This window comes from Serratia sp. 2C06 (genome assembly GCF_050037615.1).
GTDB lineage: Bacteria > Pseudomonadota > Gammaproteobacteria > Enterobacterales > Enterobacteriaceae > Serratia > Serratia ureilytica.
Genome location: NZ_CP188299.1, coordinates 4,292,574 through 4,309,538, shown reverse-complemented (window position 1 = coordinate 4,309,538; position 16,965 = coordinate 4,292,574). Strand labels below are relative to the sequence as shown.

13 protein-coding genes and 1 pseudogene are annotated in these 16,965 nt (G+C 59.0%); 7 read left to right on the top strand and 7 right to left on the bottom strand.

Translation table 11 applies throughout. From position 1 onward, the window contains the following. Positions 1-11 precede the first annotated feature (11 nt). Positions 12-1,064: an SDR family oxidoreductase gene (locus ACP3TA_RS21165; protein ID WP_426784422.1), complete on the top strand. Its 1,053-nt coding sequence runs from the start codon at positions 12-14 to the stop codon at positions 1,062-1,064. A gap of 43 nt (positions 1,065-1,107) precedes the next feature. Here ACP3TA_RS21165 and ACP3TA_RS21160 read toward each other — a convergent pair whose 3' ends face one another. The 3 genes from ACP3TA_RS21160 to ACP3TA_RS21150 form a co-directional block, all read right to left on the bottom strand. Further along, positions 1,108-2,115 carry an NAD(P)H-quinone oxidoreductase gene (locus tag ACP3TA_RS21160; protein WP_426784421.1) on the bottom strand — a complete coding sequence of 336 codons (1,008 nt, stop codon included), beginning with the start codon at positions 2,113-2,115 and terminating at the stop codon, positions 1,108-1,110. A gap of 156 nt (positions 2,116-2,271) precedes the next feature. Next, the gene (locus ACP3TA_RS21155; RefSeq protein WP_004935132.1) at positions 2,272-2,481 is read right to left on the bottom strand and encodes a hypothetical protein; all 210 of its coding nucleotides are present in this window, start codon (positions 2,479-2,481) and stop codon (positions 2,272-2,274) included. 511 nt (positions 2,482-2,992) lie between these two features. Next, positions 2,993-3,370, bottom strand: coding sequence for a hypothetical protein (locus ACP3TA_RS21150; RefSeq protein WP_033643595.1), 378 nt, complete (start codon positions 3,368-3,370; stop codon positions 2,993-2,995). A 375-nt stretch (positions 3,371-3,745) separates the two neighbouring features. On the opposite strand from ACP3TA_RS21150, the gene cspE reads away from it, so the two are divergent. Together cspE and dsrB are read left to right on the top strand one after the other, a co-directional pair. Next, positions 3,746-3,958: a transcription antiterminator/RNA stability regulator CspE gene (gene cspE / locus ACP3TA_RS21145; RefSeq protein WP_004935122.1), complete on the top strand. Its 213-nt coding sequence runs from the start codon at positions 3,746-3,748 to the stop codon at positions 3,956-3,958. A gap of 319 nt (positions 3,959-4,277) precedes the next feature. Continuing rightward, positions 4,278-4,478, top strand: coding sequence for a protein DsrB (gene dsrB / locus ACP3TA_RS21140; protein ID WP_033643594.1), 201 nt, complete (start codon positions 4,278-4,280; stop codon positions 4,476-4,478). Between the two features lie 216 nt (positions 4,479-4,694). On the opposite strand, the gene rcsA is transcribed toward dsrB, so the two are convergent. Further along, positions 4,695-5,324: a transcriptional regulator RcsA gene (gene rcsA, locus ACP3TA_RS21135; RefSeq protein ID WP_019453510.1), complete on the bottom strand. Its 630-nt coding sequence runs from the start codon at positions 5,322-5,324 to the stop codon at positions 4,695-4,697. Between the two features lie 794 nt (positions 5,325-6,118). Between rcsA and ACP3TA_RS21130 the strand changes: the two are divergent. Next, positions 6,119-6,760 (top strand): annotated as a pseudogene (locus ACP3TA_RS21130) (GNAT family N-acetyltransferase). Between the two features lie 12 nt (positions 6,761-6,772). Here the strand turns inward: ACP3TA_RS21130 and ACP3TA_RS21125 are convergent. Continuing rightward, on the bottom strand, positions 6,773-8,188 hold the full coding sequence (locus ACP3TA_RS21125; protein ID WP_206196311.1) for a pyridoxal phosphate-dependent decarboxylase family protein: 1,416 nt from the start codon (positions 8,186-8,188) through the stop codon (positions 6,773-6,775). A 101-nt stretch (positions 8,189-8,289) separates the two neighbouring features. Here ACP3TA_RS21125 and ACP3TA_RS21120 point away from each other — a divergent pair, with 101 nt between their 5' ends. Then, entirely contained in the window at positions 8,290-9,165 is an 876-nt protein-coding gene (locus tag ACP3TA_RS21120; protein ID WP_033643592.1) for a LysR substrate-binding domain-containing protein, read from the top strand. Here ACP3TA_RS21120 and ACP3TA_RS21115 read toward each other — a convergent pair. Continuing rightward, the gene (locus tag ACP3TA_RS21115) at positions 9,162-10,547 is read right to left on the bottom strand and encodes a CoA transferase (protein ID WP_206196312.1); all 1,386 of its coding nucleotides are present in this window, start codon (positions 10,545-10,547) and stop codon (positions 9,162-9,164) included. The two genes, ACP3TA_RS21120 and ACP3TA_RS21115, sit on opposite strands and share 4 nt — an antisense overlap. Positions 10,548-10,608: 61 nt before the next feature. Further along, positions 10,609-12,789 (bottom strand): glycoside hydrolase, encoded by a 2,181-nt coding sequence (locus ACP3TA_RS21110; protein ID WP_206196313.1) that lies wholly within the window; start codon positions 12,787-12,789, stop codon positions 10,609-10,611. Positions 12,790-13,290: 501 nt separating this feature from the next. Between ACP3TA_RS21110 and ACP3TA_RS21105 the strand changes: the two genes are divergently transcribed. Together ACP3TA_RS21105 and mgtA are read left to right on the top strand one after the other, a co-directional pair. Further along, entirely contained in the window at positions 13,291-13,989 is a 699-nt protein-coding gene (locus tag ACP3TA_RS21105) for an MgtC family protein (RefSeq protein WP_025303346.1), read from the top strand. 243 nt (positions 13,990-14,232) lie between these two features. Continuing rightward, positions 14,233-16,932 (top strand): magnesium-translocating P-type ATPase, encoded by a 2,700-nt coding sequence (gene mgtA, locus ACP3TA_RS21100; protein WP_122003951.1) that lies wholly within the window; start codon positions 14,233-14,235, stop codon positions 16,930-16,932. Positions 16,933-16,965: the final 33 nt, after the last annotated feature.

The window sequence follows — 16,965 nt, the reverse complement described above, 5'->3', positions numbered from 1 at the left end:
GGGGTGACAAAATGAACGCAAAGCGACAGGCGCTGGTGATCGGCGCCAATGGCGTGATTGGGCGCCGATTGATTGAGGAGCTGATTGACCAAGGTTGGCAAGTGGTGGGCGTCTCGCGCCGGGGCGGCGAACCGGCGCCTGGGGTGCGCCACCTGCAGGTTGACCTGCTGGATGCGGCGGCGACGCGGGACGCGCTGCGTCCGCTGAGCGCGATTAGCCACGTTTTCTATGCCGCCTATCAAGATGCTCCGGATTGGGCGGGGCTGGTGGCGCCGAACCTGCAAATGTTGCAACACGTTGTCGAAGGGCTGGAGCCGATTGCGCCGGCGTTGGAACATATCAGCCTGATGCAGGGCTATAAAGTTTATGGCGCGCATTTGGGGCCGTTTAAAACGCCGGCGCGTGAAAGCGATGCCGGGCATATGCCGCCGGAGTTTAACGCGGCGCAGCAGCAGTATCTGGAGCAGCGCCAAACAGGCAAGCGCTGGCGTTGGAGCGCCATTCGCCCGAGCGTCGTGGGGGGCTTCTCGCTCGGCAACCCGATGAATCTGGCGTTAAGCATCGCGGTTTACGCCTCGATCAGTAAAGCGCTCGGGCTGCCGCTGCGCTTTCCCGGGAAGCCGGGCGCTTACCACAGCCTGTTGGAAATGACCGACGCCGGACTGCTGGCACGCGCCACGCTCTGGGCGGCGACCGAACCTGCGGCAGCCAATCAGGCGTTTAACATCAACAACGGCGATCTGTTTCGCTGGAGCGAAATGTGGCCGAAAATCGCCGCGTACTTCGGGCTGGAATGTGCGCCGCCGTTGCCGATGACGCTGGAAAACATGATGGCGGACAAAGCGCCGCTGTGGCGCGAGCTGGCGCAACGGCACTCCTTGACCGAGCCCGATTACCGGGCGGTGGCCGGCTGGCGTTTCGCCGATTTCGTCTTTTCCTGGGACTACGACATGTTCGCGGACGGCAGCAAGGCGCGGCGTTTCGGTTTCCATCAGTTTGTCGAAACCGAGGCCATGTTTTTCTCGCTGATCGATGCATTCCGCCGTCGCCGCATCATTCCCTGAATGCGGCATAAATTTCCCCACAGCCCCGCTGCGGGGAAAGGTCTCAGAACGTCAGCATGATTTTGCCGATGTGCTCGCTGGATTCCATCAGCGCATGCGCGGCGGCCGCCTCTTCAAGCGGGAAGGTTTTAAAGATTTGCGGTTTCAGCACGCCGCGCTCCAGCAGCGGCCAAACTTTCTCGTGCAGCTCGGCGGCAATCTGCGCTTTGTCCGCGACGCTGCGCGAACGCAGCGTCGAACCGGTATGGGTCAAGCGTTTCAAGAGCAGCGGCATCAGGTTGAGCTCTTTTACCACGCCGTTTTGCGTGCCGATTTGCACGATACGGCCTTCCATCGCTGCGGCCTGATAGTTCTTGGCCACATAGTCGCCGGCGATCAGATCGACGATCACGTCGGCGCCTTTGCCGTTAGTGGCGTCTTTGGTGCGGGCGACAAAGTCTTCGTTGCGGTAATTAATCGCCACGTCGGCGCCCAGCGCCAGGCTCGCCTGACGCTTCTCTTCTGAACCGACGGTGGTGATCACCTGGGCGCAGAAGGCTTTCGCCAGCATGGTGGCGACCGTGCCGATACCCGAGGTGCCGCCGTGGATCAACACGGTCTCGCCGGCTTTGAGGTGACCGCGCTGGAACACGTTGACCCAGACGGTAAAGAAGGTTTCCGGCAGCGCGGCGGCCTCGGTCAGGCTCAGGCCCGCCGGAACCGGCAGCGCATTGCTTTCATGCACGGCGCAGTATTGCGCATAGCCACCGCCGGCGATGAGGGCGCAAACCCGATCGCCGATTGCGAAGCGGGTCACGCCTTCACCGATGGCTACCACTTCGCCGGCAATTTCGAGGCCGGGAATATCCGAGGCGCCGGGCGGTGGCGCATAGTTCCCCTGACGTTGCAGCACGTCGGGGCGGTTAACGCCGGCGGCGGCGATTTTCATCAGAAGTTGGCCCGCTTGCGGAACCGGCACCGGACGTTCGGCGACGACCAGAACCTCGGGGGCGCCGGGTTGGCTGATCTCAATCGCTTTCATCGTGTCGGGCAGCGGTGCATTCGTTGACATGGTTACTCTCCTCATCGTGGCGGACGCGGTTATCAGGTGGCGCGTCCACAATAAAGTCTGCTGTTAGCTTAGCGAAATCGAATGAGGTGCGCGTGGTCGAATAGAGCGGTTTTGCGAGGAAGAGAAGGAGACGCCGCCGCGATGGGCGGCTGGGCATCAATCGTTAGGGGGGATGCGGAACCCTTTCAATGAAACGATAAAGTGTTCTTTTCCCTTGGAGATCTTGGCGCCTTTATCGCACCACAGGCTGGCAAGCTGGAAGAAATCGTCGCTGCCGATGTCGTAAGCCAGTTCGATTTTCTTGGCTGTGCCGGCGCGGATGAGCTTTTCTGCTTCCTGGTGGTTTGCAGCTTTAATTATGGTCATGGGCGAAATCCTTGGTGTTAAGCCAGAACGGATAATCGCTAATCATCATATGGCCATATTGTGACAGTTTTGTGATGAAAGGATGACGGTAACCGCAGGCGCGGCGTGCGGCGTGCCGCGCCTTCGCGGTGAAAATGCGTTGTCGGTTACCGATCGTGCGGGCGGACGAATGCACTTTTCTTCTGAGATTTGAAGTGTTTATAGAGCGCATAGCCCGCAATGCCGGCCAAGACGGCCAGGAGGGTAAGAGATCCTGTGGCCATGAACATCACCTCCGAATAAGAATGGCAAGGAGGCGTATTTGTGACATTCATCACTTTGCAGGGCAATGAGACCAATCTGTAATCGGGAAGGTGTGATGCGAGAAGGGCAAAAAAAAGCGCCTACTATAGGGAGGCGCATAAAGATTTGCAACACAGCTTGTCATGTTCAACACCAGGAGGGGTGGTGAACTGACGCCATTCTAAGCGGCCGTGATTGCGTGAGGTATAGGCATTCTCCGAAAGCGTCATTACCACTCATAGCCTAACTGAATGTTGTAATCGGGATCCTGGTTGGTGGAATAAGGATCGGATTGGCGGCGGCGATCGGTTTTCTTCACCGGGCCGTCATACGCGGGATAAGGTTTGGTGCGCGGCTTGCTGCAGCCCGGATGATCGCACTCGATGTCGACGCGAAAACCGTTTTTATCTCGCGCCTCTGCCCAAGTGATCGGCGGTTTCTCGGCCTTGGGCGCGGGCCCAGGCGACGTCGGCGGCTTGGGCGCAGGGGCGACGCTGGGATCGGGGGCTTGATAATTCAGCTCCAGCGCGCCAAGCGGAGCGCTGTAAGCGGCAAAGGCCAGCAGGGCGGCGGCGCTGGCGGCCGGTAATGTGAGCCATCTCGGCATGGTGGGTCTCCCTGGATGATTACGCCGGGCAACTATAAAACAGTAAAACGAGAATTACTATCATTTGACTGCGGCGTAATGGGGATTCAGCTGGCGATCCCGTAGGCAGACGGGGTCAAATCCTGTGCGTTTAGCCGAGATTAACGCCCCTGCACGGCGAAAAAGGTTGCTATTGCCGCTCGCTCGTGAGTTAATGATGTCGGCCTGTGGTACAGACCTATTTATGCACGACATTTTGAGTAAAGTAGTTCAAATTTAAAGCGTTATCCCGGATAGCCCTTCTCTGACGAATTTCCTTTCCAGTGCCTCCATAAGTAACTGATGACCGGCTATCTCGCCCATGGCGGCTAACATTATTATTGAAGGAAATTAGACATGTCCAACATGATCAAAGGTCAAGTGAAGTGGTTCAACGAAGCTAAAGGTTTTGGTTTCATCACCCCAGCAGACGGCAGCAAAGACGTATTCGTACACTTCTCTGCTATCCAGGATCAAGGCTTCAAGACCCTGGCTGAAGGCCAGAACGTACAGTTCTCTATCGAGAACGGTGCGAAAGGTCCATCTGCGGCTAACGTTACCGCTATCTAATTGGCGTCTACCGCTGATTGAATAAAACCCGCCGAGGCGGGTTTTTTTATGCCTGCAATTTGACGGCGCATAAAAAAAGCCCGCAAGTCTGCGGGCAAAAGTTCCTTGTTACTTCTTCATTTGCAAGCGCTTCTCTGGGGGGGAAACGCCTGAAGACAGGTTACGCGAGGCCGGCTTAAGATTCTGCGGTCAAACCGTTAAGAAAGTGAAAACCCAGGCGGCTGCTACGCTGATAGCAGAGACCGGCAGGGCTGGGGCGGTGTCCTTCACCCGGGGTTTTGTAATACACTGATGCCAATCGCAAAGAATGGGGAAGGGTATGCAGGTTAACGATCGAGTGACGGTAAAAACAGATGGTGGCCCACGGCGCGAAGGCGTCATTCTGGCCGTAGAGGTTTTCAACGAAGGTACCATGTATCTGGTGTCTCTTGAGGACTACCCGGCGGGCGTGTGGTTTTTTAATGAAATCGACAGCCGTGACGGCACTTTTGTGGAGCCTTGCGGCGCGCCCGGGCAGTAACTTCGAACAATCTCATTAATTTGCTAACGAAACTGTCTATTTTGAGATTATTTCAATACGGTAAGATTTTTTTTATCGACGACATAAAAATACCCGTTGCGCCAGCGGGGGATAACGCAGCAGGTATTCTTTTGGTTATCCCAGCGTTTGAGAACCGGATTACGTTATCACCGGAAATTAACGATGGGTAAACAAAGTGGGGGCGTTCTCTACGGTTCAGCGGCTATTGACGAATATTCCACTAGTCAATGTGTCGGTCAAACGGACAACGTGGTAAATGATCTGCTTGTTGTGCGTTTTTATTTTCCGCTTGATGTTTCCCTTGTGGGAAGAGACCGTTTTGGCCTTTATTTGCATCTGGTCTGATATCTGGATGGTGCCTTGCCCGGACATCCACATGCGTAACATGTTCGATTCAGTTTGGCTCAGCGTCACCGGCGTTTGATCCAGAGAGGATTTCTCCACCCGTAGGGATTTTTTCTCGAGATAATGACTAAGTAGCTGATTCATAGTCTCTGGTTTGATGGATTTTGACGATATGATGACGTTCTTGCGAACATATAAATAATCGTCGAAATGTACATTGGTAATAGCCATGAAGATGAAGAATAACGTATCCGGGTGCAGTGAAATCACCCGTTTTATTCGCTCCGTGGCGTTTGCTTCATGGATGAAGCAGTCCTCGTTAATAAACACCAGGCTAGGATTCAACTTACTGCATTTTTCATGCAGGCTGTCAATGTCCTCGATGGCATTAATATGGCGCTTCTTCACGCCATGCGAAGTCAGATAGTCGGTTAACCCCAATCTGGTATAGCTACATGAATCCATGATAATCGTTGGCATATCGCACCCCCACTTAAATCCGTTTTACTGCGGTAATATGAGAAAAAGCCTAAAAAGCCGAAAGGCAAAATGGAACAATAATTCAGTGTAGCGAGTGTTCTATCAATAAACACGACGGCACTCAATGATATTTTCATACTAAACTTATTAATCGCATGAATCTATAAGTTTGGCTTAAGTCAGAGCGATCCGCTACTCGCCCGGCGTCGGCATGATGGGCCTGATTCGCGCTTGGCGCCCGCGCCTGCCGGCATTGTCTGCTGATAATCTGTTCATCATGTCACGAAACAAAATTTTAGTTTGCTAGGAAAAGTCTTAAAAAAAATTCATGTGTCTTTTTTTTGAAGTCTTTTAGCGTGCTTTTTAAGTGCTCAAAAAGCACTCGCTCCTGGGTTCTTCTATTTTTAATCATAAAAATCATTGCGTTATGATTGTCTTGGCACCTTTCGCTAATGATAAGCGCTTCTGTTTTTATCATAACAACAAACAAAAGTTAACATTATTGCTGGAATGTGTAGCTTAATTGTTGCCATAAATCACCATTTTACAATAGGTTATGTGGATATTTATTTCATATGAAATCATTTGTGTGAATGTTTATCGGTGATTGAGTGATTTTTCTAAACTATCGTCTTGCCAGCCGGTCGGCAGGGGCGGCGGCAGGTCGGAGTTGTTTCTGACCCGTGCCGGTTTTAATTTGCTCTTGCACCTTTCAAAAACAGGAAGTCGCGGTGAGACAAAATCAATATGGGCAGCCGATAGGCGATGCCCTCCCTCATTGGCAGCCGGCAGGCATGCCCGGGCAAGCGTTACTGTCAGGGCGGTTTTGCCGCCTGGAACCGCTGAACCTCGCACGTTGGGGCGACGAGCTTTATCAGGCTTATCAAACCGCCTAGGACGACCGCGACTGGACCTATCTGTTTTGGGCGCGGCCGCAGACGCGCGAGGATTTTCAGCATTACCTGCAGGCCCTGGCGTCCAGCGCCGACAGGCGCACGATGGTGGTGATCGATCAGGCGAACGGGCGCGCGGTAGGAACCTGCGCTTTTTTGCGCATCGATCCCGCCAACGGTGCGGCTGAACTGGGCACCATCAACTGGTCCCCGCTGATGAAGCGCAGTGCGCTCGGCAGCGAGGCCATTTTCCTGATGCTGCGCCATTTGTTTGACGATCTGGGTTACCGGCGCTGCGAATGGAAATGCGATAGCCTCAATCTGCCTTCGCGTCAGGCCGCCGAGCGTTTTGGCTTTCGCTATGAGGGCACGTTCCGTCAGGCGGTCGTCGTCAAAGGACGCACGCGCGACACCGACTGGCTGTCGATCATCGATGGAGAATGGCCGGCGCTGCGCTCGGCGTTTGCCGCCTGGCTGTCGCCGGATAACATCGGCGACGACGGGCGGCAAGAACGGCGTTTGCAGGCCTTCCAGCCCGGGTGACGCGCCAGGCGTTTAGGCCGTCTCCGTCAGGCAATGGCGCAGCGAGTCCAGCGTCAGGCGAATGTCCTGTTCCTCCGTCATCCAGTTGACCAGCGCGGCGCGGATCCCCGGCTGGCCGTTATAACGCGTAGGGGTGCAACGCGCCACCCCATGCCGGCTAAGGCGTTCGAGAAAGCGATCGCGCGCCGCTTCGCTGTCGCCCTGTGGATGACTGAGGGCAAAGCACACCACGTTCATATTCACGGGCGCCAACAGATGGAAACCGTCCTCGGCCGCTAACGCCGCTCCCAGCGCCTGCGCCAGTTCGACATTGCGCTCGACGATATCTCGTATGCCGCTGCGGCCATAGGCTTTCAGCGTCAGCCAAAGCGGCAGGGCGCGGAAGCGGCGCGAATTTTCCGGCGTCAGATGCAGATAGTTGTCTGGCCGCAGCGTCGGTGCTTCCAGGTAGGCCGAATGGTTCTGAAATACCTGCATCTGCAGATCCAGATGGCGGGTAAATTGGATCGCGCTGTCATAAGGCACGTTCAGCCATTTGTGCGCATCGACGGTGATGGAATCGGCATGCTGCCAGCCCTCGAGCCTTGGGGCGTAGAGCGGCGAGCAGGCCGCCACGCCGCCGAATGCCGCATCGACATGCAGCCAAAATGGATAACGCTCTCGCAGCGCCAGCAGTTGCGGCAGATCGTCGAAAGCGACGGTATTGACCGTGCCGGCACTGGCCAGTACCAACGTTGGCTGGCCTGCGCTAGCGGCCAGCTGCCGCTCCAGCGCCGCCATATCCATGGCTTCAGACTCCGGCAGGCTGGCGACGATCGTCAATGCCTCGCGGCCGATACCGAGCATGCTGAGCGCCTTCACGCTGCTGGAATGCGGATTGGCTCCAAGAACCCGGATCGGGCCCAACGCCGCCAGGCCTTGTTGGGCGATATCCACGCCGCGCTGTTGCCCCAGCCACTGCCGACCAATGGCCAGCCCGGTGAAATTGGCCATGGTCGCGCCGCTGACCAGGCTGCCGCTGAACGTTTCTGGCAGGCCCAGCAGGGATTTCAATTGCGTCACGGCCGCCAGCTCGATCGTGGCTGCGATGGTATCATGGCTGAGCAGGCTATTTTGGTCTGTCACGCTAACCAGCCAGTCCGCTGCGACCGCCGCCGGGGTGCCGCCGCCGGTGACGAAGCCGAAATAACGCGGGCCGGCGCTGGCGGAAATGCCGGCCTGATAACGTTGCCAAAAGCGCTCCAGCGCCGCCAGGGCGCCTTCGCCGTTTTCGTCGAGCCGATCGTCGCCCGGTTGCAGCTGCTGATGCTCGAGCGGTGGGCAGACCGAGCGTTGCTGCAGCCCAGCCAGGAAATCTTCCGCCAGTTGGCGGGTGTGATCGAGGATCTGCGGAAACTGTGCGAGGTCCTGTTGTAAACGTGGGTGCATGGCGGCTCCGAAAGCGTCAGGGATGATGGGGTAAACATAGAACATTTGCCTGCCGGTCAAAATCGATGAAAAATAACCTTTTTGGATAGCCTGGTTAACCAATGATGAGTGAACGCATTCCCTTGCATGTCTTGCCGACCTTTGCGATCGCCGCCAGGTTGGAAAATTTGCGCGCTGCGGCGCAACAGGTGCATTTGACGCACGGCGCGGTCAGCCAGCAAATTCAGCTGTTGGAGCAGGCGGTCGGCTCTCCGCTGTTTGAACGGCGCGGGCGCGGTGTGCGCCTGAATGCCGCCGGGCGAGAGTTGCTGGCGGCGGTAGAGCCGGCGCTGCAGGCGCTGCAGCAGGGCGTCGCCCGCGCCCGGCGAGCGGCGGCAAGCCAGACGCTCCGCATCAGCGTGTTGCCGTCTTTTGCCCATTACTGGCTGCTGCCGCGTCTGTCGGCTTTTCATGAGGCCTGTGCCGATATTGCGCTGGATATCGATGCGTCGCTGGCGCTGCAGGATCTGTCGCAGCGGGGGTTCGATGCGGCGATCCGCATCGGCAGCGGTCAATGGGCGGGGCTGCAGGCGCAGCGCATCGCCTCGGGGGACGTGTTGCCTGTCGCTTCGCCGGATATGGCGCGAGAATGGGGGGCGGCTTTCGAGAACGGTGGCGATATTCCGTTGCTCGAGCACGACGTCAGTCCCTGGCGCGACTGGTTCAACGCGCAGGGGCGCCCGTTATGCGGGCGGCAACAGGCGTTGTTCAACGATGCCGGATTATTGATTCGCGCGGCGGAGCAAGGGTTTGGCATCGCGTTGGCGAAAAAGCTGCTGGTGCAGGATGCTCTCGACGCGGGGAGGCTGGTGGCCTTGGCCGCGCCCTGTCGCCTGAGCGATGACGACGTTTATCTGGCATGGCCGCAGACCGCCGGGTTGACGCCGGCGGTCACCCGCTTGCTGCAGTGGCTTCAGCAGCAGTTGGCGGCGATTTAGCGGCGTAGCCATTCCGGTTGCGAGGTGCCGAGCGTGGTCGCCGGCAGCGCCCATTGCAGCGCCGTGCCCTGCAGACTCAACGGCGCGCGCAGGCGTTGCGCGGCCCCCCAGTGAGTCAGTTCCGTTTCAGGGTTCTCGTCGGCGCTTCCGGCCGGTGTCAGCGGTTCCGGCCGATAATGCGTCGGGTAGGGATGCGCCAGCAGCAGCTGCGCCGTCCGCGCCAGCGACAAGCGCGCGCGATAGCCGGTGCCGCGGTACAGGCGCTGCGTCATACCGGTCAGCACCGCCGCCGCCATCAAATAGCCGGTGGCGTGATCCAGCGCCTGTACCGGCAGCGGCACCGGCAAACTGGCGCTGCGCCAAACCATGCCCGCCTCCGCCAGCCCGCAGCTCATCTGCACCAGACTGTCGAAACCGCGCCGGGTGCGCCACGGCCCGCTCCAGCCGTAGGCATTCAGGCAGACGTCGATCAGGCCCGGCGCCAGCGCGTGCCTTTCCTCCGCGCCATAGCCCAGTTTCTCCAGCGCGCCGGCGCGGTAGCCGTGCACGATCACGTCGGCGTTTCTCAGCAGGTGCTCAAACGTATGGCGATCGCGCGCATTGGTCAGATTGAGGCGCGCGCTGCGCTTGCCCAACATCACTTCGTGTTCGACCCCGGGCTCATCCCACCCGTAAGGGTCGATACGCAGCACGTCGGCGCCCAAGCCGGCGAGAAAACGCGTGGCGATCGGCCCGGCAAGAATGCGCGTCAGGTCCAGCACCCGCACGCCGTGCAGCGGCCGGGCGACGGGTAGCGTCCAGCCGGGCGATGGCGCTTCCGGCTGCAATGCGGTGTGGATCAGCGGTTCGAGCGCCACGCTTTTACCCTGAATATGTTGTCGCCACGCGGCCGCCGAACGCATTTGGGCTGCGCAGCCGCCGGCCGCGATCACCGCTTCCTCCAGCTCGCTTTTTTTCCAGGCCATCACACGTTCCGCCAGCGCGCCTTTCTTCGATGCCGGGCCCAGCACCTGTTCCACCGCTCGCCGATGGTGTGGCGCATTGGTATGCAGGCGTATCCAGCCGTCCGCCGTGGCGTAGTCGCCGGCCAGCGCGTCCCAGGCGGCGGGCAGCGTCCAACCCAGCGGGCGTAGCGTCCAGCCGAACCAAAGCGAGGCCAGGCGTTGATCGACCCAAACCTGCTGCGCGGCGGCGCCCTCGCGCCGCAGCAGCTCGGCGCAGGCTAAACCTGCGGCGCTCCAGGCGGCGGTGGCCAATTCGGTCACGGGAAAAGCCGAAGGCAATGCGCCGGTGCCGCTTACGGTGAGGCGATCGGCGGGGGCAGGGCATTGCCCGAGGCTTTGCCAAATCTCGTCGAGCAGAGTGTGGATCAGGGGAGTCATCGGCCGCTCCTTGTGGGTAAACGGAAATATAGCCTAGCGTAGCCCACTGTCGGCGGCCTTGCTAAGGTGCGACGTCGAGAGTGCGGCCGTCGGCCAGTTTGGCGCGTACGCTGTGGGGCGCCACGCCGCCGAAAGGTTGCGCGCTGAAATTGGCGGTCAGGGTCGATCCGTCGCTGAACGTCGTCTGTTGCACCCAGCCGTCCCGATCGAGCCAGCGGAAGTCGGTTAACGCTTTATCCCACAAGGCTTGATGCAGCGGCCGGAAGGCGGCATCGGCGCGTTTTATCGCCGGTAAGCGCGCCGCCAGAGTGGTGCGGCTCAGGTGGAACATCGGCGCGGTGTTGTACAGCTGGCTGAGCAGGCTGCGGGTGGTCTGAACGTCGCTGAACTTCAGATTGTCGTAATTCCAGTGGTGGCTGCTGACGATAGCATCGTGGAAAACGGCCTGATACAGCGGCAGGCGGTAACGCGGATCGAATTCGACGGTACGGTAGGGCTGTTTCACTTTGGCGGGGCGGAAGAAAAACGCCGGTTGGGCGTTGGGCCACCAAGCGCCGAGATAATAGGGCGAGGATTTATCCTGATTCATCTGTTTATCTCCCCAGCCGAATCCCCAGGTTTCCATGCCGTGGGCGAACATCAGGCTGCGCGCGGTCACTGCGTTGCCATCCTCTGAGCCCAGCGGCAACTTAAGGGTGGCGCTGAACCAGGCGAGCCGGGCGTTGCGGGCTTCGGCCATCTGCGCCGCGCCGGTTGGGTGGTCGGGCTGATAGTCGTCGGACACCATGCCGGTGCCGTCCACATCGAGAAACAGGCTGTTCAACCCGGCCAATTGCACCAGTTCGCGCATGCGCTGTTGAGAATAGGGCAGGACACAGCCTGGATTGAGGTAATAACCCTGTTTACCGAAGCCGGGTTTCCTGCTGCCGTCTGCACGCACGATGGCGCAGGATTCCCGCAGCGTCGTCGGCAACTGCGCGGTGAGCCAGCTGTCGTTGACGCCGCGCGCGATGGCGGTATCGTAGGAGTCGTAGCTGGCGATCAGATAACCGGCCGCTTTGGCGGCGGCTACCGCTTGCGGGTGCAGGAAGGCGGCGGTCCAGTTATCGGTGCCCAACCACAGGCGCGGCAAACCGGCCTGGCGCAGCGCGTCGATCAACGGTTTGGCCAACCCTTGCCCCCAACCGTCCGCTGGGGTTAACCAGCGTCCCAGCTCCCGTTGCGCCAGCGCCCGCACTGCGGCGGCCTGGCGCTGTTGCGCCTGCAGAAAGTTGGCGTCATCCGGCGTCGCGCCAAGCGCGAACTGCGCCGTCAACGCCCGGTTGATGCCGTCGATCAGGGGCTGTTGTTGCCAGCCCTCCGGCGTTTTTCCCGCCAGCCGCAGCAGCAAGCTTCTGCTCTCGGCGTCCATCTTCTGCCGCAGCGCTTCGGCGGCGGGAGAGGCGAAGTAGTGCAGTAATCCCGGCCAATCCTTGACATCTTCCGCCGCCAGCAATTGGTCGCCCCACAGATAGATATGGGTAGCGCCGATCAGCTTTTCGCCTTCGGGCGCCTGCTTGATCTTCTCGCGCAGGCTGCTGAACCGGCCGTTTTGTTGCAGATAGTCGCGGTAACGGCGGGCGCCGGACAGCGGGGCGTTGCCGACGTGCAGCAGCACCTCGAATGCCTGTTGTTGATTGAAGCGATTGAATTGGTGGCTGGCGCGCATCGCCAGCTTTTCCTGCGCGGTGGCGAAGGCTATCTGGTTACTGAACGGCGTCAACATCAGCCAGCTGTAGACCTTACCCTGGTGTTGCAGGCTCCACAGCGGCAGTTTCAGATCCCAGTTGGTATCCAGCGGCGTCATTTCCGTCGTCAGGTAATGACGCCAGACCGCGTTGTCCAGCGGGATGCGGCTGCCTTCGCCGATCGGCAACAGCAGCGTTTCCCCCTGCGGCATATGATACCAGTTCAGGGTTTGCGGCCGATCGCTGCTGAAGCTCAGGCGCAGATCGCCGCCTTCCAGACGGGCGCTGACGTTGATTGCGCGTTGCGGCCATCGCCAGCTGGCGCGTCGTGGCGTTGCGGTAAGATCCGTTACCTGCTGCGCAGGCTGCGCCAGATTGATCGGCACCGGGCCTGCGGCGATATGCAGCGTGGCAGGGTCGAGTTCAAATTGCACGTCGCCTTGCTGCAGCAGTAAGGCATCGGCGGGAAAACTGATGAGCAGCGCCAGCGCGAGCGGGGAAAACCGTTGTTTCATCAGGGGCGTCCTTGGAAGATGAAAGAGGGCAGTTTACCGATAAGCGCACTGTCGCCCAATGTCGCCATCTTCTATTTGTGACATCGAAATATAAACGCCGTATTCCAGTTTATTTTTCGTTTAATAAATTAGCCTTTACTTCATTACCCGACGTCACTATACTCAGCCAAAATTTCAGTGGAGAAACCCAATTGGACAGTTGTAGTTGTAATAAAACAAATAAGGCAAGCTGACCAATTCTCTTCTGATTTGTTGCTTGCCGTTATCGGCGGGCAGCACCCCTCTCCAGTTATTTCTGAGCTGTGCATACCCGAATAAGAAACGTTTCCTGATGCCTGACGGTTTCAGGTGAATTGAGTTGGACGTTATTATGGTATTCTGCAGCCACAGCCTTTTCCCTCCAGGCACAGCACGCTGATTCGCTGATTTATTTTCAGCGCGATTTCGCGTGTGCTAAACAGCACATGATTTTATCTCCTGCGGTTAATTAAGGGGACAGTCATGGCTATGACTCCTTTCGTTTTGAATTTATTGCTGGCGATGTGCCTGGGCGCGGTCATTGGCGCCGAACGCCAGTGGCGCCAACGCATGGCCGGCCTGCGCACCAATGCGCTGGTGGCGACCGGCGCGGCGGTCTTTATTCTCAGCTCCATGTCCACCGATCCGGCCAGCGCCGGCCGCGTGGCGGCGCAGATCGTATCCGGTATCGGCTTCCTCGGCGCCGGCGTGATCATGCGTGAAGGGCTTAATATTCGCGGCCTCAATACCGCCGCCACGCTGTGGTGTTCGGCGGGGATCGGCGTACTGTGCGGCCTGGGCCAGCATTGGGATGCGGTGGTCGCTACGCTGGTGATCCTGTGCGCCAATATCCTGCTGCGCGAAGCCGCGCAGCGCATCAATCTGCAGCCGCATCAGCAGGCGACCGATCTGGAACTGTGCTATCGCATTCAGGTGACCTGCGGCGAGCAGGACGAAATTCTGGTGCGCACCCTGATCCTGCAGGCGCTGAACGGCGTCGCCTTGCGGCTGCAATCCTTGCGCAGCGCCGATATTTCGAGCCCGGGGCAATTGGAAGTGTGCGCGGAAATTACCGCTACGCCGGCCGCGCAAAAAGAAATCGAAGGTATTGTCTGCCGCGTCAGTCTGGAAAAAAGCGTGAGTGCCGTTCGCTGGCGCGTCGCGTCCGAATTACCGGTCTGATTAATGATATAAATATTGATTAACTTGATTATATGTTCAGGTTTATTCATGCACGCCTTGAATAACGCTGAACATTAAGGAGGCGTTATGGACGATGACCCCGGAAGGAAAATGATCCCAGCGTGGCTGACAGGGTAATTCCGCCATTTAGTCACGCTAATAAAAAATTCCAAGCTGCGCATAGTCACCTGTTTATCGGGCGGGGCTTCGCTGTGCGCAGAACTAAAATAAGAGAATAGCGTTATGACTCAGATTAATGAAAGAACGCGTCGCCGTGATAAAGACGCGGTGACCTACGCCATTGCGCAAGAGGCCACCAACAGCATCGCTCAAACGCTGGCGAACCTGAAGTGCAACCGCAACGGCTTGACCCAGGACGACGCCGATGAGCGGCTGGAGCAGTTCGGCGCCAACCAGGTCGCCCATGACAAGGCGCCGCATGCCTTGATCCAGCTGATCAAGGCCTTCAACAACCCGTTTATCTTCGTGCTGATGGTGCTGGCTGCGATCAGTTTCTTTACCGATTATTGGCTGCCGCTCCAGAGCGGTGAAGAAACTGAACTCACCGGCGTCATTATCATCCTGACCATGGTCACGCTGAGCGGGCTGCTGCGTTTCTGGCAGGAATACCGCACCAACAAAGCGGCGGAAGCGCTGAAATCGATGGTGCGCACTACCGCCACGGTGCTGCGCCGCAGCAGCTACAGCGCGCATCCGCTGACGCTGGAAGTGCCGATCCGCGAACTGGTGCCGGGGGATATCATCCAGCTCTCCGCCGGTGACATGGTGCCGGCCGACGTGCGTCTTATCGCCTCGCGCGATCTGTTCATCAGCCAGGCGATTTTGACCGGCGAGGCGATCCCTATCGAGAAATACGATGCGATGGGCAACGTGGCGCAGAAGTCGAGCGAAGGGGAAGTGTCCAGCGAGAACGCGCTGCTTGAGCTCTCCAACATCTGTCTGATGGGCACCAACGTCGCCAGCGGTACCGCTACGGCGGTGGTGGTGGCGACCGGCGGGCGCACCTACTTCGGCTCGTTGGCCAAATCGATCGTCGGGACACGGGCGCAGACTGCGTTCGATCGCGGGGTGAACAGCGTCAGCTGGCTGTTGATTCGCTTCATGCTGGTGATGGTGCCGGTGGTGTTGCTGATCAACGGCTTCACCAAAGGCGACTGGAGCGAAGCGGCGCTGTTCGCGCTGGCGGTGGCGGTCGGCCTGACGCCGGAAATGCTGCCGATGATCGTCAGCTCCAACCTGGCGAAAGGGGCGATCGCCATGTCGCGTCGCAAGGTGGTGGTGAAGCGTCTGAACGCCATTCAGAACTTTGGCGCCATGGACGTGCTTTGCACCGACAAGACCGGCACGCTGACCCAGGACCGCATCATTCTCGAGCACCACATCGACGTCAACGGCGCCAGAGATAACGAGGTGCTGCACCTGGCCTGGTTGAACAGCTTCCATCAGAGCGGCATGAAGAACCTGATGGATCAGGCGGTGATCCGCTTTGGCCGCGGCAAACCGGGGATTGAAGCCCTGGGGCGTTTCAGCAAGGTGGATGAGCTGCCGTTCGATTTCGTGCGCCGCCGTTTGTCGATCGTGGTGGCGGATGAGAATGGTCGCCAGCAGCTGATCTGTAAGGGCGCGGTGGAGGAGATGCTGGAGATCGCCACCCACGTGCGCGAAGGCGATCAGACGCTGGTGCTGGACGACGCGCGCCGTGCGGCGCTGCAGGCGCTGGCCCGCGAATATAACGAAGACGGTTTCCGCGTGCTGGTGCTGGCGACGCGCGAGCTGGACGCGCAACGCCCGGCCGAACCGCTGAGCGTGGCCGACGAGCGCGACATGGTGGTGCAAGGGCTGCTGACCTTCCTCGACCCGCCGAAGGAGAGCGCACAGCAGGCGATCGCCGCGCTGCAGGAAAACGGTGTGACGGTGAAGGTGTTGACCGGCGATAACCCGGTGATCACCTGTAAGATTTGTCGCGACGTTGGTCTGGAGCCGGGTGAACCGCTCTCCGGGCTGCAGATTGAACAGATGGATGACGAAGAGCTGGCGCGCGAAGTGGAACAGCGCACGGTCTTCACCAAGCTGACGCCGTTGCAAAAATCGCGGGTGCTGAAAATGCTGCAGGCCAACGGCCATACCGTCGGCTTCCTCGGCGACGGCATCAACGATGCGCCGGCGCTGCGCGACGCCGACGTCGGCATCTCGGTCGACACCGGTACCGATATCGCCAAGGAGTCGGCGGACATCATCCTGTTGGAAAAGAACCTGATGGTGCTGGAAGAGGGGGTAATCAAAGGGCGCGAGACCTTCGGCAATATCATCAAGTACCTGAACATGACCGCCAGCTCCAACTTCGGCAACGTGTTCTCGGTGCTGGTGGCCAGCGCCTTCATCCCGTTCCTGCCGATGCTGGCGATCCACCTGTTGATTCAGAACCTGATGTACGACATTTCTCAGCTGTCGCTGCCGTGGGACAAGATGGACAAAGAGTTTCTGCGCAAACCGCGCAAGTGGGACTCCAAAAACATCGGGCGCTTTATGCTGTGGATTGGGCCGACCTCGTCAATCTTCGATATCACGACGTATGCGCTGATGTGGTACGTGTTCGCCGCCAACAGCGTGGAACACCAGGCGCTGTTCCAGTCCGGCTGGTTCATTGAGGGGCTGCTGTCGCAAACGCTGGTGGTGCATATGTTGCGCACCCAGAAGATCCCGTTCATTCAGAGCACGGCGGCGCTGCCGGTCTTGCTGACCACCGGGTTGGTGATGGCGCTCGGCATCTACATTCCGTTCTCGCCGCTCGGCGCCCTGGTTGGCTTGCAGCCGCTGCCGTGGGAATACTTCCCGTGGTTGGCCGCTACGCTGGTCAGCTACTGCGTGGTCGCACAGTTGATGAAGCGTTTCTATATCCGCCGCTTCGGCGAGTGGCTCTAAGCCGCCTCGGCGTTCACTTCGGGGGCGAAATTC